This is a genomic window from Nesterenkonia sp. AN1 (genome assembly GCF_000582475.1).
In the GTDB taxonomy this organism is placed as follows: domain Bacteria; phylum Actinomycetota; class Actinomycetes; order Actinomycetales; family Micrococcaceae; genus Nesterenkonia; species Nesterenkonia aurantiaca.
Window position 1 is genome coordinate 37715 of sequence record NZ_JEMO01000009.1, and the last position, 12566, is coordinate 50280.

A 12566-nucleotide genomic window follows, 5' to 3' on the forward strand; every position below is an offset into this window, starting at 1 on the left:
TCAGACCAGGCTGGCGGAGCGGAAGCTGCGCAGCGCGGTCTCCGGCTCTCCGTCCTTGACCAGCGCCTCTCCGACCAGCACGGCGTCGGCTCCCTGGGCGGCGTAGTCGGCGACCACCTGTGCTGAGGTGACCCCGGATTCCGCGATCCGCACCACATCGGCGGGCAGGTGCTGGGCCATCGTGGCGTAGTGCGCGACGTCGACCTCCAGGGTCTTGAGGTTGCGCACGTTGACCCCGACGATCTTGGCGCCCAGTGCGAGGGCGCGGGCGATCTCTTCCTCGGTGTGCGCCTCGACCAGGGCTTCCATGCCCAGTTCGTGGGTCAGGGCCAGGAAGTCGCGCAGCTTCTCGTCCTCGAGTGCCGCCACGATCAGCAGCACCAGGTCAGCGCCATGGGCGCGGGCCTCGTAGAACTGGTACTCCTCGACCATGAAGTCCTTGCGCAGCACCGGGATCTCCACGGCGGCGCGCACCGCGTCGAGGTCGGCCAGGCTCCCGTTGAACCGGCGGCCCTCGGTGAGCACGCTGATCACCGCGGCTCCGCCGTCCTGGTAGGACCTCGCGAGTCTGGCCGGATCGGGGATCTCGGCCAGGGCACCCTTCGAGGGTGAGGAACGCTTGACCTCGGCGATGATCCGCACGCCGTGCGGATCCTCGCGCCCGGCCAGCAGCGCGGCGTGGGCGTCCAGCGCCGGGGCGGCAGCGGCCGCGGCGGCCACTATCTGCTCATGCGGGATCAGGGCCCGACGGGCCTGGAGGTCTTCGCGGACCCCGGTGATGATCGAGTCGAGGACGCTCACCATTCAGTGGGCGGCGGTCTTGGGCCGCCGCTTGTCCTTGCCGCTGCGGGAGTTGTCCGTGCTGGCCGGACCCTGGTGGTCGCGGGCGCTCTCACCGTTCTTGAGCACCGCGTTGGAGTCCATCTCCACACCGTAGCCCTTGGCCTTGAGCACCATGCCGAGGACGAGAGCCAGCGGGAGGAACAGGATCGAGATCCAGACCATCACCCAGACCTCGAGCACCATGCCGAGTCCGGCGATGATCGAGCCGAGGATGATCGTGAGGCTCAGCGCCCAGGCTGCCGGCGTGGAGCCGTGGCCGATGTGATCGTGATGGATGTACTCGTCATCGATCTTCTCGCCGGGGGCTGGCTCGGTGTCGCGCAGAGCAGTGGTGTTGGCCATTCTGGTCCTCTCTAGAACGTGCGGCAGTGCTCATTCGATTCTGCGCCCCATTCTGCCACGTATGGCTGCGCCGCGTCGTCGGTGACGTCGCCGCGCGAAACCTGCCCCGGCAGCACCGTCGCAGGTTTCAGCGCTGCGGGTCTGTGGGGTCCTGGCCCTCGGAGAGCCCGTCCCAGAGGTCGAACTCATCGGGACCGCTCTCTGGTCCGCCGGGCCGGTTCGCAGAACCAGGGCGGTTCCCCGCGCCGGGCTGGTTTCCTGCGCCGGTGCCGTGGGCACCGGGATTGCCCGCGGGCGCCTGGGAGCCGTCTGCCGCGGCGTCCTCGGCGGAGGCGACCTGATATTTGCGCGACCTCCGGTCGGGCCAGCGGTGGGAGACCACCAGCAGCGCGATCGAGGCGATGAGCAGCAGCAGCGCCCCGGTAAAGCCGAGCCACACGGCCATGCTGAGCTCGTAGCGCTGGGCATCGGCGGTGGTGCCGGTGATCTCGCCCAGCGCGGCGGAGGCGGCGTTGGCCGGGTCCGCGAGCACCGAGCGGATGGCGAGCAGCGCGATGCCGGCCGCGCCGAAGAGCACCGCACCGATCACGATCCGGCCCAGCCGCTTCGCGATCGTGACCGCGATGCCGGCGGCGAGGCCGACCAGGCCCATGGCCGTGACGGTCTCGGCCAGGTCAGCGCCGGTGATGGCCACTTCCTGGACCGTGGAGGTCGAACCCAGGCCGTAGGCCTGCACCCAGGTCATGGTGGAGGAGATCAGCAGCAGCGCGCCGCCCACCAGGGACATCAGCACCACCCCGCGGCGGGTCAGGATCCCGCGCAGACGCGAGGAGGCTGATCCGCGGCGCTGCTCGGGACCGGGGTTCTCCGGGGCCGGGGTGGTCTCGCTCATGTGTGCTCCAGACGGTCGGCTGCCAGTACCGCGCGCAGCGGGGCGGCGGCCTTGTTCACGGTTTCCTCACGTTCGGCGTCGTCGTCGGAGTCCGCCACGATGCCTCCGCCGGCCTGGACGTAGGCGCGGCCGTCCTTCAGCAGCGCGGAGCGGATCGCAATGGCGGCGTCCATGCGCCCGGAGAGGTCGAAGTAGCCGACCACTCCCCCATAGATCCCGCGCCGGGTGGGTTCCCAGGCGTCAAGCAGCTGCAGCGCACGCGGCTTCGGCGCCCCGGAGAGGGTGCCGGCGGGGAAGGTCGCCGAGAGCACGTCGTAGGCGCTGTGCTCCGGGGCCAGTTCACCCTGGACGTGGCTGGTCAGGTGCATCACATGGCTGAAGCGCTCCACCGCCATGAATCGGGTGACCTGGACCGAGCCGGGAACGCAGACCTTGGCCAGGTCGTTGCGCGCCAGATCCACCAGCATGATGTGTTCGGCGCGCTCCTTCTGATCCGCCAGCAGGTCCTCCGCGAGCTCCGCGTCCTGCTTCGGGGTCTCCCCGCGGGGTCGGGTGCCGGCGATCGGGTGGGTCACCACCGTGGTGTCCTCCACGGTGACCAGGGCCTCCGGGGAGGCTCCGACGAGCTGGTAGGGCTCTCCGGCGGGCGTCTCGAAGTGCATCAGGTACATATACGGGCTCGGGTTCAGCAGCCGCAGCATCCGGTAGACGGCGAGGGCATCGACCTCGGTCTCCACCTCGAACCGGCGGGAGACCACGATCTGGAAGACCTCGCCGTCGATGATGGCCTGCTTGGCCTTGCCCAGGGTGGCCAGGTACTCGTTCTGATCCCAGGCGTGGATCACCCGGTCGGTGAGGTCCTGCTTGACCGCGGCGCCCCAGTTCGGCTGGGCGGTGGAGATCACCGGCGCCACGGGCTCGGCGAGCTTGGCGCTCATCTGGTGCAGCCGGGCGACGGCGTCGGCGTAGGCCCGTTCGGCGCCGGTGTCCTGGCCGTCGAAGTTGATCGCGTTGGCCACCAGGGTGACGGTGCCGTCGCGGTTGTCGTGCACCGCCAGGTCCGAGACCAGGTTCATCGCCATCTCGGGGATGTGCAGGTCATCAATCGGCGGGTGGGGCAGCTTCTCCCAGTGCCGGATGACGTCCCAGCCGGCGTAGCCGACCAGGCCAGAGGTCAGGTGCGGCAGCTCCTCGATGAAGGGCCGGCCCGGGACGCTGCGGTCCGGGCGCCCGGATGGTCCTGCGGCGTCTGCGGTGGCGGGGCTGGCGGCATCGCCGCCGGCGGTGGCGGGGCTGGCCAGGAACTCCAGGGTGTCTCCGCAGCCACCGCGGCGGTGGTGCCTTCGCGGGGTCCCGACCGGCGGCTCACCGATCCAGTGCGCGGCGCCGTCGCGTTCGCTGAGCGTGGCGGAGGTGCGCACGCCGATGAAGGAGTGTCGGGACCAGGCCGCGCCGGGGGCGGCGGACTCCATCAGGTAGGTGCCGGGGCGGGCGGCCCCTGCGGCGTCGGTGGCCAGCGCCCGGTAGATGCTCAGCGGGGTGTGGGAGTCGGCGAGCAGGGTCATGGTCACCGGGATCACCCGGTGGTCATGGGCCAGCTCGAGGAACTCCTCGGGTCCGGGAACCACGGTGCCGAGGTCATGCATCGGTGATCTCCCGTCCGGTGAAGCAGCTGGTGGTTCCGGTGTGGCAGGCGGGTCCGGACTGCTCCACGCGCATCAGCACGGTGTCGCCGTCGCAGTCCAGCGCCAGCGAGACCACCTGCTGCACGTTGCCGGAGGTGGCGCCCTTGCGCCAGAGCTCCTGGCGGGACCGGGAGAAGTACACCCCCTGGGCCGTTGCCAGGGTGATCCCCAGCGCCTCGGCGTTCATCCAGGCCAGCATCAGCACCTCGGAGGTCTCGGCGTCCTGGGTGATCACCGGCACCAGTCCATCGGCGTTGAAGCGCACGGCCTCGCGCACCGACTCTGGCAGGAGTGGCGTCTCGGTGTCTTCGCTGCTGCTCATGCGAACCTCATCTCACCGGGTGTCCGGCGGATCGTATGGCGTCTTTGACCTGGGCGATCATGTCATCGGGACCGAAGTGGAACATCGAGGCGGCCAGGACCGCGTCGGCGCCGGCCGCGATGGCGGGTGGGAAGTGAGCCGGGACCCCGGCGCCGCCGGAGGCGATCAGCGGGACCCGGGTCATCGCGCGCACCGCGGCGATCATCTCGGTGTCGAACCCGTCCCGGGTGCCGTCGGCGTCGATGGAGTTCAGCAGGATCTCCCCCACTCCGCGTTCGGCGGCCTCGCGGCACCAGCTCAGCGCGTCGATCCCGGTGCCGGTGCGGCCGCCGTGGGTGGTGACCTCGAAACCGGAAGAGGTGGCGTCGCTGCGCCGAGCATCGAGGGAGAGCACCAGGACCTGGTTGCCGAAGCGGCCGACGATCTCGTTGATCACCTCGGGGCGGGAGACGGCGGCGGTATTGATCGAGACCTTGTCGGCCCCGGTGCGCAGCAGCCGGTCCACGTCCTGCGGCGAGCGGATCCCGCCGCCCACGGTGAGCGGGATGAAGACCTCTTCAGCGGTGCGTGTGACCACGTCGTAGGTGGTCTCCCGGTCGGCGGAGGAGGCGGTGACGTCGAGGAAGGTCAGCTCGTCGGCGCCGGCCCGGTTGTAGCGGTGGGCCAGCTCCACCGGGTCTCCGGCATCGCGGAGGTTCTCGAAATTGACCCCCTTGACCACGCGACCGGCGTCGACGTCGAGACAGGGGATGACTCGGACTGCAAGTGTCATCGGCGGCCCCGCGATCAGATCCGGCAGGCGTGGATGGAGGAGACCAGGATCGCGCGGGCGCCGATCTCGTAGAGCTCGTCCATCAGCTGGTTCGTCTTCTTGGCCGGCACCATGGAGCGCACCGCCACCCAGTTCTCATCCGCAAGCGGCGAGATGGTCGGTGATTCCAGCCCCGGGGTGATCGCGGAGGCCGCCGGGAGCAGGTCCCGGTGCACGTCGTAGTCCATCATCACGTACTGGGCCGCGACCAGGACGCCCTGCAGACGCCGGATCAGCCGGTCCAGTCCCTCGGGGTGCTGCCCGCGCCCGGAGATCAGAATCGCCTCGGATTCCATGATCGGGTCCCCGAAGGTCTCCATCCCGGCCGCCTTGAGCGTGTTGCCGGTCTCAACCACATCGGCGATGGCGTCAGCCACGCCGAGCCGCACGGAGGTCTCCACCGCGCCGTCGAGGTGGACCACCTCGACATCGGGCACGCCCTGGTCCTGGAACCACTGGGCGAGCAGACCGTCGTAGCTGGTGGCGACCCGGGTGCCGGCGAGGTCCGCGGCGCTGCTGAAGCGCCCGGCGGGCCCTGCCAGGCGGAAGGTGGACTTGCCGAATCCGAGGCCGAGCACCTCCTCGGCTCCGTGGTCGACTCGGGCGTCCTGGAAGAGGTCGCGTCCGGTGAGGCCGACGTCGAGCGTGCCGGCACCGACGTAGACGGCGATGTCGCGGGGCCGCAGGTAGAAGAACTCCACCCCGTTCTCCTCATCGAGCATGACCAGTTCGCGCCGGTCGCGGCGCTGGACGTAGCCGGCCTCGGAGAGCATCTCCATGGCGGCCTCGGAGAGGGCGCCCTTGTTCGGAACAGCAATGCGCAGCATAGGGATCTCGTCTTTTCGTGTGCAGGTGATGGCGGTGTGGGTGAACTCGACCGGGAGGTTCTAGAGGTACTTGTAGACGTCCTCGGGGGCGATGCCCTTGGCGATCATCATGACCTGCAGATGGTAGAGCAGCTGGGAGATCTCCTCGGCGGTCTCCGCATCAGACTGGTACTCGGCGGCCATCCAGACCTCGGCGGCCTCTTCAACGATCTTCTTGCCGATCTGATGGACGCCTGCATCGAGTGCGGCGACGGTGCCGGAGCCCTCCGGACGGGTCTCGGCCTTCTGGGCAAGTTCGGCGTAGAGCTGGTCGAAGGTTTTCACCGTTTCAGGGTATCTCACCGGTTCAGCGCGGCGATCTCCACGGCGGCGGCCACGGCGGCATGGGCGGCCTCGAAGCCCTTGTCCTCCTTGGAGCCCTGAAGGCCGGCGCGATCCAGCGCCTGCGCCTCGTCGTCGCAGGTCAGCAGCCCGAAGCCGACCGGGGTGCCGGTGCTCAGCGCCACCTGGCCGAGTCCCTCGGTGGCGGCGGTGCAGACATAGTCGAAATGCGGGGTCCCGCCGCGGATCACCACGCCCAGGGCGACGACGACGTCGAAGTGCTTCGCGGCATGTGAAGCGATCACCGGCAGCTCGAAGGAGCCCGGCGCCCGGACCACGGTGAGGTCCTGGAGCCCGATCTCCGCGCAGAACCGGCGCGAGCCGGCGATCAGCCCGTCCATGACCACCTGGTGCCAGCGGGAGGCGACGACGGCGACGCTCAGGTTCTGCTCGGCCGCGGCGGCGCGCAGCGCCTCGAGCTCGGCGGCCTCGATCTGGGGTGTTCCGGTGCCGCTCATGCGGTCTCCTCTGCTGTGCTGGTGGGGGTGCCGGTGGGCGTTCTGGTCAGGGGGTCACTGTGGGGCAGATCTCACTGCTCGTGGAGCTGCAGGTGGTCCAGGGTGTGATTCATCCGGTCGCGCTTGGTCTGAAGGTACCGGCGGTTGGTCTCGTGGACCACTCCGGTGGAGGGCACGAGCTCGACGTCGAGCCCGGCGCTGCGCAGGCTCTGCACCTTCAGCGGGTTGTTCGTCATCAGGCTCAGCTGGCGGATCCCGGCGGCGTAGAGGATCGCTGCGGCGCCGGAGAAGTCGCGCAGCTCCGCTGCCAGGCCGAGCATCTCGTTGGCCTCCACCGTGTCTGCGCCCTGCTCCTGGAGCTTATAGGCGCGCATCTTGTTGGCCAGCCCGATGCCGCGGCCTTCGTGGCCGCGCAGGTAAAGCAGGTGTCCGCCGTCGCGCTGGATGGACTCCAGAGCCGAGGCCAGCTGCGTGCCGCAGTCGCAGCGCCGTGAGCTCAGCACGTCTCCGGTGACACATTCTGAGTGCATCCGGATCAGCGGCCGTCCTGTGGAGATCTTGCCCTCACCGGGGGCCTCCGAGCGTGCGGAGATGAGCATGTGTTCGTGTCCGGTGCGGTGCTCGGTCCAGACCTGGGCGGCAAAGACGCCGTGATCGGTGGGCAGGGTGACCACCGGGCCCGGTGTCACCAGTTTGGACACCTCGTCCCCGGGTGCCTCCCAGCTGGCGGCGACCGAATCCATCGCGGTGCCCGGCTTCGGGGTGCCACCGCGGTAGACGATCAGATCGGCGATGGAGATCAGCGCGTACTGGTGCTCGTCGGCGAACTCGCGCAGCGCGGGCAGGCGCATCATCCGGCCGTCGTCGTGGGTCAGCTCGGCGATGACGCCGACCTCGGAGAGCCCGGCGAGCCGACACAGGTCCACCGCGGCCTCGGTGTGGCCGTCGCGCCCGAGGACGCCCTGCGGGTCGGCGACCAGCGGGAAGATGTGCCCGGGTCGGCTGAGGTCTGCCGCGGTGCTCGCCGAGTCCGCCAGGACCTTCGCGGTCAGCGCCCGGTCCGCGGCGCTGATCCCGGTGCTGACCCCGGTGGTCGCGTCACAGCTGATCGTGTAGGCGGTGCCCTTGGGGTCCTGGTTCTGCACCACCATCGGGGGCAGTCCCAGGTGCTCGGCGCGTTCGACTGTCATCGGGGTGCAGATCACCCCGGAGGTGTGGCGGATGGTCAGCGCCATCAGCTCGGGGGTGGCCATCGCCGCGGGGAAGATGATGTCACCCTCGTTCTCCCGATCGGCATCGTCGACGACGATCACCGGACGTCCTGCGGCGAGCTCGTTGAGCGCGACATCGATCCGGTCCAGCACCGGGGCCGGAGTCTCCGGCTGCGCGATGGCGGGCACCGACTCAGGCTGCTGCTCGGTCACGGCCGGCTCGGCGGGAGTCTCGGCGGGAGTTTCGGCCGCGAGGTGCCGGTCGAACTGGAGCATCCGACGGGCGTATTTCGCCAGCACGTCGACTTCGATGTTGACCTGCGCCCCGATTCCGGTGCTGCCCAGGGTGGTCTCAGCCAGCGTGGTGGGGATCAGCCCGACCTCGAACCACGGCTCGGCGAAGCCCGGGGCTGAGACTGCGGTGATGGTCAGCGAGACGCCGTTGATTGCGATCGAGCCCTTCTCCGCGATGTAGGGCGCCAGCTCCGGGCTGATCAGGAAGCGGTGCCGACCGTCGGAGGGGTCAGCGTGGATCAGCTGCGCGAGCCCGTCGACGTGGCCCTGCACCACGTGCCCGTCCAACCGGGCCCCGGAGGCAGGCAACGTTCAAGGTTCAGCGGATCCCCCAGCTTCAGCGCTCCCAGCGTGGTGCGCGAGAGGGTCTCCTGGATCAGCTCCACGCTGACCTGTTCACCTTCGATGGCGACGGCAGAGACACAGACCCCGTTGACCGCGATGGAGCCACCCAGAGCGAGCCCCTCGGTGTGTCCCGGCGCGGCGAAGCTCAGCCGCTCCACGCCCTTGGCCGGATCGAACCGTCGCTGCAGGACCTCTCCCAAACCCGTCACGATTCCGGTGAACATGTGTCTCCTTTCGGCTGCAGGTGCACACAGACATCGGAGTCCATGATCTGCACCGGCCCGCTCTCCGCGGGGTCAAGAGCGAAGCGGGGCGCCTCGCTCAGCGTTCTCACACCTATGTCACCGATGCTGTCGCGTCCCGTGCCCAGCAGCAGCGGCGCATGGTAGGCGAAGACCTCATCGACGAGGTCGGCGGCGAAGAAGGCCGAGAGCACGCTCTGGCCGCCCTCGACCAGGACATGCTTGATCGGATAGCCGCCGTGGGTGGTCTGGGCGAGCTCCTGCAGGGCCTCGAGCGGATCCCGGGTGGGCAGCTGGAGCCAGCCGTCGCCCTCGGGGCGGCCCTGGGTCAGCTTCGTGCCTGGGCGCACCGGAGTCATCCCCATCACCACACGCAGCGGCTGACGCAGGGTGAGCTCACCGGCGGGGGTGCGTGCGGTGAGCCGGGGATCATCGACCTCGACGGTGTTGGTGCCGACCAGGATCGCGTCGGCGCGGCTGCGCACCATATGGGTGTGGTCTCGTGCGGCCTTGGAGGTGATCCACTGGCTGGTGCCGTCTGCTGCGGCGATCCGGCCGTCCAGGCTCTGCGCGAGGTGTGCGGTGACGAAGGGGCGGGCCTGTCTGGCCGCCGCGACCCAGCGATGGTTCAGCGTCTCGCACTGCTGTGCCAGCACCCCTGAGACCACGTCGATGCCGGCACGGCGCATGATCTTTGCTCCCCCGCCGTTGCTCGAGGGGTCGGAGGCGCCATGGACCACACGACCCACCCCGGCGTCGAGGATCAGCCGCGTGCAGGCGGGCTGGCGGCCCTGATGCCGGCAGGGTTCCAGTGTGGAGTACAGGGTGGCGCCGCTGAGGTCAGCCGGTGCGGGATGTCCCCGGGCGAAGGAGTCCAGGGCGTCGCGCTCGGCGTGGAAGGTGCCGGCGCCGCGGTGGTGGCCGGTGCTGAGCACCTCGCCCTCGGCGGAGACCAGAATGGCGCCGACCAGCGGGTTGGCTCCGCGAACGCCGAGCAGTGCGGCCCTGAGGGCCTGCTGCATCACAGCTTCGTCTGGCACCGCATCGTCCTTCCCAGCGTGTCGACGCACTCCGGGGAGGCCGACGCCGCGGTGGCGTCGGTCGAGAACGAATGGCAGGCTCGCGGGGTCGCGGGGACAGCCACACGGACTCTCGTGCTTCTCCCATCCAGACTGTGACTGTCGGTGCCGGAATTCCACCGGTTCAACCAAGTCATGCACAGCGGGCTGCGCATGATTCGGGTCGCGGACTATGACCGCCGGTTCGGACTTTCACCGATCCCGGAGCACGAAATGTGTAGCACTAAGTGTGCCACATGCGTGCTGCGCACGGGATGGATGCCGCTGAGGGTGAAATGTCGGTTCATCTGAGGTGGCACCGCAGACCGGGGCTCTCGACGGTTTGACGATCGCTGTTGGAAGATCGCGGCTGGGAGATCGCTGCGGCGGGTGCGGCGGGAAACGCCGCGGGTGCCGCGACATCTGCGGCCGGCCCGAGGACAACCTCAGCGGGCACAACGAGAAAGCGGGCCCGAGACCTGGTGGTCTCGAGCCCGCTTCATCTGCCGCCTGCCGGGCGACCGTTCTGAGCGGATGACGAGATTCGAACTCGCGACCCCCACCATGGCAAGGTGGTGCTCTAGCCAGCTGAGCTACATCCGCATGAGTCCAGAAGCCTTGGCCCTCCGGGAAGGACGACCGTTTCTGCTGGACTCAGTGCGCGATACTGGGATCGAACCAGTGACCTCTTCCGTGTCAGGGAAGCGCGCTACCGCTGCGCTAATCGCGCCGATGAGGTGGTGTCTCCACCACCGTGGCGTGTCGTGCTATTTGCTTGTTCTGCTGTACTCGTCGTTCTGCTGTCTCAGAGCCACTCTGTCACAGGTGACACTGAATCTCTGCTTCCGGCGAACCGGATGCACCTGCGAGGTGGGGACGGGAATCGAACCCGCGTTAACGGCTTTGCAGGCCGCTGCCTCGCCACTCGGCCACCCCACCGCAGTCGATCTCCGGCCTGTAATGACCTTCGCTCGACATTCAGTGGTAAGGCCTGATCAGGCCCTCACATCATGAGAGGAGTTCGTCATGAATCCTCTCATACACACGTACTTGGTCCTACGAGCGGATGACGAGATTCGAACTCGCGACCCTCACCATGGCAAGGTGATGCTCTAGCCAGCTGAGCTACATCCGCAGTGCCGTCCCGACCGCGGTTTTCTGCGGCGTTTCAACGACTTGAAACGATAGCGCAGGTCTCGCCCGCTCGTCCAATCGGGCTGTCGAACCCCGTCCTCAGCCAACCGGCCGGGCCCGTTCCCGGGGGTCCGCCATCGGCCCACCATCGGCCCACCAGCGGTCCGCCATCGCTCCGCCGCCGGGCCCCGCCTCGAGCCGTGTCCGTGCGCAGTGGCAGACTGGAGCCGATGACACAGCCCAGCCTCGCGCACGCCACAGATCATGGCCGCATGTATTCACGTTCCATCGGCGGCACCCCCGAGGTGCCCTCCATCACCACGGTGATCGGCCAGGAGCACAAGGACCTGACCGGCTGGGCCGGGCATATGGCCAGCGCGGAGCTCGCCGGGGACGCCCGGCTGGCCAACGCCGTGGGCTCCCCCGCCGAGCTCAAGCGGCTGGCGCGGCAGGCCTCCTCGGCCGCCGAGCGCTTCCGGGATGCCGCTGCCGCTCGAGGGGATCGAGTCCACCACTACGCCGAGCAGGTCGCGCTGGAGTCCCTGGGGCTGCGCCACGGCGTCGGTGAGGCCCGCGCGGCGCTGGCCGAGCACCGTGAGTCCGGCTTCGCTGATCGCTTCGACGAATGGTGGCAGCTCTACGGCGTCACCCCGCTCGCGGCGGAGGTGACCGTCTGGAACCACACCCTGGGCTACGCCGGGACGCTGGATCTCGTCGCGGACATCGGCGGGCGCACCTGCATCATCGACTTCAAGACCAAGGGACTGACCCGTGACGGGCGGTCCAAGCCGCTGAGCGACTCGGTGGTGATGCAGCTGGTGGCCGGAATGCAGGCCGAGGAGATGCTCCTCGACGCCCGGTCCGGGGAGTGGAAGCCCTGGCCCTACGGCACCGACCCGGTCCTGCTGGCGGTGGCGGTCTCCGAGGCGGAGGTGGTGCCGAATCAGGCCAGTCCGGCGGTGTTGAAAGCTCACTGGCACAAGTTCTGGGCGCTGCGCCAGGTCTGGGAGCACAGCCGGGCCACCGAGTCCGCGGGGATCGCGCTGCGTCCGATCGCCCCGCCGCCGCTGCCCGCCCCCGCCGGGGCGGACGCTGAACAATGACAGAATGTCTCCCATGACTGTCCTGAGCATCCGCATGATCGGCGATCCCGTGCTGCGCACCCCGGCGGCACCCGTGCCGGACCTGGACCGCCGCACCCAGGAGCTGATCGCCGACATGTTCGAGACCATGGACGCGGTCTCCGGCATCGGGCTGGCGGCTCCGCAGATCGGGGTGAGCCGCAGAATCTTCACCTTTGATGTGGCGGGAGATCGGGGTGCCGTGATCAACCCCGAGCTGACCCTGCGCGGCGAGCGCGCCCTCACCGCGCGCGAGCCTGAACGCGGTGCGGCAGAGGGTGAGAACCTGCTCCGCGAGGGATGCCTCTCGGTGGCGGAGATCTACGCCCCGGTGATGCGCTCCCAAGAGGTGCTGCTCACGGGCATCGGAGCCGATGGTGCGCCGCTCCAGCTCCAGGCCACCGGTCTGTTGGCGGCGTGCTTCCAGCATGAGGTGGACCATCTCGACGGCCGGCTCTTCGTGGACCGCCTCACCGGCGAGGACAAGGTCGCGGCGGCACGCGCGCTGCGCTCCCGAGACTACGGCCAGGCCATCGATCAGACCCTTGGCTCCCGCAAGACCAGCCACAGCAGCTTCTTCGCCTCCTGAAAGGCCGACCC

General features: G+C 69.1%; 14 protein-coding genes, 4 tRNA genes and 1 riboswitch. Of the genes, 2 read left to right on the forward strand and 16 right to left on the reverse strand.

Annotated elements, in window-relative coordinates:
* The 16 genes from trpC to BG28_RS06150 form a co-directional block, all read right to left on the reverse strand.
* The gene (gene trpC / locus BG28_RS06075; RefSeq protein ID WP_036474906.1) at positions 1 to 804 is read right to left on the reverse strand and encodes an indole-3-glycerol phosphate synthase TrpC; all 804 of its coding nucleotides are present in this window, start codon (positions 802 to 804) and stop codon (positions 1 to 3) included.
* Positions 805 to 1185, reverse strand: a complete 381-nt coding sequence (locus tag BG28_RS14305) for an HGxxPAAW family protein (RefSeq protein WP_051501074.1) — start codon at positions 1183 to 1185, stop codon at positions 805 to 807.
* Positions 1186 to 1312: 127 nt separating this feature from the next.
* Positions 1313 to 2077 (reverse strand): Trp biosynthesis-associated membrane protein, encoded by a 765-nt coding sequence (locus BG28_RS14310; RefSeq protein WP_051501075.1) that lies wholly within the window; start codon positions 2075 to 2077, stop codon positions 1313 to 1315.
* On the reverse strand, positions 2074 to 3723 hold the full coding sequence (locus BG28_RS06090; protein ID WP_036474908.1) for a chorismate-binding protein: 1650 nt from the start codon (positions 3721 to 3723) through the stop codon (positions 2074 to 2076). The genes BG28_RS14310 and BG28_RS06090 overlap by 4 nt, the downstream gene beginning before the upstream one ends.
* The gene (gene hisI, locus BG28_RS06095) at positions 3716 to 4084 is read right to left on the reverse strand and encodes a phosphoribosyl-AMP cyclohydrolase (protein ID WP_051501076.1); all 369 of its coding nucleotides are present in this window, start codon (positions 4082 to 4084) and stop codon (positions 3716 to 3718) included. The genes BG28_RS06090 and hisI overlap by 8 nt, the downstream gene beginning before the upstream one ends.
* Before the next feature lie 7 nt (positions 4085 to 4091).
* Positions 4092 to 4856 (reverse strand): imidazole glycerol phosphate synthase subunit HisF, encoded by a 765-nt coding sequence (gene hisF / locus BG28_RS06100; RefSeq protein ID WP_036474909.1) that lies wholly within the window; start codon positions 4854 to 4856, stop codon positions 4092 to 4094.
* A 14-nt stretch (positions 4857 to 4870) separates the two neighbouring features.
* Positions 4871 to 5722, reverse strand: a complete 852-nt coding sequence (gene hisG, locus BG28_RS06105; RefSeq protein ID WP_036474911.1) for an ATP phosphoribosyltransferase — start codon at positions 5720 to 5722, stop codon at positions 4871 to 4873.
* A 60-nt stretch (positions 5723 to 5782) separates the two neighbouring features.
* Complete coding sequence (locus BG28_RS06110) at positions 5783 to 6046, reverse strand: phosphoribosyl-ATP diphosphatase (protein WP_036474913.1); 264 nt, start codon at positions 6044 to 6046, stop codon at positions 5783 to 5785.
* 14 nt (positions 6047 to 6060) lie between these two features.
* Positions 6061 to 6561 carry a 6,7-dimethyl-8-ribityllumazine synthase gene (ribH, locus tag BG28_RS06115; protein WP_036474915.1) on the reverse strand — a complete coding sequence of 167 codons (501 nt, stop codon included), beginning with the start codon at positions 6559 to 6561 and terminating at the stop codon, positions 6061 to 6063.
* Positions 6562 to 6632: 71 nt separating this feature from the next.
* The gene (gene ribB, locus BG28_RS06120; RefSeq protein WP_369797200.1) at positions 6633 to 8342 is read right to left on the reverse strand and encodes a 3,4-dihydroxy-2-butanone-4-phosphate synthase; all 1710 of its coding nucleotides are present in this window, start codon (positions 8340 to 8342) and stop codon (positions 6633 to 6635) included.
* A complete protein-coding gene (locus BG28_RS16755; RefSeq protein ID WP_200869306.1) occupies positions 8306 to 8635 on the reverse strand; it encodes a hypothetical protein in 330 nt (109 codons plus the stop codon). The genes ribB and BG28_RS16755 overlap by 37 nt, the downstream gene beginning before the upstream one ends.
* Positions 8617 to 9693 (reverse strand): bifunctional diaminohydroxyphosphoribosylaminopyrimidine deaminase/5-amino-6-(5-phosphoribosylamino)uracil reductase RibD, encoded by a 1077-nt coding sequence (ribD, locus tag BG28_RS06130; protein WP_235180998.1) that lies wholly within the window; start codon positions 9691 to 9693, stop codon positions 8617 to 8619. Before ribD ends, BG28_RS16755 begins: the two co-directional genes overlap by 19 nt.
* A 110-nt stretch (positions 9694 to 9803) precedes the next feature.
* Positions 9804 to 9946, reverse strand: a riboswitch (FMN riboswitch).
* 294 nt (positions 9947 to 10240) lie between these two features.
* Positions 10241 to 10314 (reverse strand) — tRNA-Gly (locus tag BG28_RS06135).
* Between the two features lie 55 nt (positions 10315 to 10369).
* A tRNA-Val gene (locus BG28_RS06140) sits at positions 10370 to 10441 on the reverse strand.
* A gap of 138 nt (positions 10442 to 10579) precedes the next feature.
* Positions 10580 to 10650: transfer RNA gene (locus BG28_RS06145), tRNA-Cys, on the reverse strand.
* 122 nt (positions 10651 to 10772) lie between these two features.
* Positions 10773 to 10846: transfer RNA gene (locus BG28_RS06150), tRNA-Gly, on the reverse strand.
* A 229-nt stretch (positions 10847 to 11075) separates the two neighbouring features.
* On the opposite strand from BG28_RS06150, the gene BG28_RS06155 reads away from it, so the two are divergent.
* Entirely contained in the window at positions 11076 to 11948 is an 873-nt protein-coding gene (locus BG28_RS06155; RefSeq protein ID WP_036474917.1) for a hypothetical protein, read from the forward strand.
* Between the two features lie 13 nt (positions 11949 to 11961).
* Positions 11962 to 12555: a peptide deformylase gene (def, locus tag BG28_RS06160; RefSeq protein ID WP_036474919.1), complete on the forward strand. Its 594-nt coding sequence runs from the start codon at positions 11962 to 11964 to the stop codon at positions 12553 to 12555.
* Positions 12556 to 12566: the final 11 nt, after the last annotated feature.

What these genes read in the sequence shown, in the direction of transcription:
- trpC (WP_036474906.1), bottom strand. Translation starts at nt 804, where the DNA reads ATGGTGAGCGTCCTCGACTCGATCATCACCGGGGTCCGCGAAGACCTC.
- BG28_RS14305 (WP_051501074.1), bottom strand. Translation starts at nt 1,185, where the DNA reads ATGGCCAACACCACTGCTCTGCGCGACACCGAGCCAGCCCCCGGCGAG.
- BG28_RS14310 (WP_051501075.1), bottom strand. Translation starts at nt 2,077, where the DNA reads ATGAGCGAGACCACCCCGGCCCCGGAGAACCCCGGTCCCGAGCAGCGC.
- BG28_RS06090 (WP_036474908.1), bottom strand. Translation starts at nt 3,723, where the DNA reads ATGCATGACCTCGGCACCGTGGTTCCCGGACCCGAGGAGTTCCTCGAG.
- hisI (WP_051501076.1), bottom strand. Translation starts at nt 4,084, where the DNA reads ATGAGCAGCAGCGAAGACACCGAGACGCCACTCCTGCCAGAGTCGGTG.
- hisF (WP_036474909.1), bottom strand. Translation starts at nt 4,856, where the DNA reads ATGACACTTGCAGTCCGAGTCATCCCCTGTCTCGACGTCGACGCCGGT.
- hisG (WP_036474911.1), bottom strand. Translation starts at nt 5,722, where the DNA reads ATGCTGCGCATTGCTGTTCCGAACAAGGGCGCCCTCTCCGAGGCCGCC.
- ribH (WP_036474915.1), bottom strand. Translation starts at nt 6,561, where the DNA reads ATGAGCGGCACCGGAACACCCCAGATCGAGGCCGCCGAGCTCGAGGCG.
- BG28_RS16755 (WP_200869306.1), bottom strand. Translation starts at nt 8,635, where the DNA reads ATGTTCACCGGAATCGTGACGGGTTTGGGAGAGGTCCTGCAGCGACGG.
- BG28_RS06155 (WP_036474917.1), top strand. Translation starts at nt 11,076, where the DNA reads ATGACACAGCCCAGCCTCGCGCACGCCACAGATCATGGCCGCATGTAT.
- def (WP_036474919.1), top strand. Translation starts at nt 11,962, where the DNA reads ATGACTGTCCTGAGCATCCGCATGATCGGCGATCCCGTGCTGCGCACC.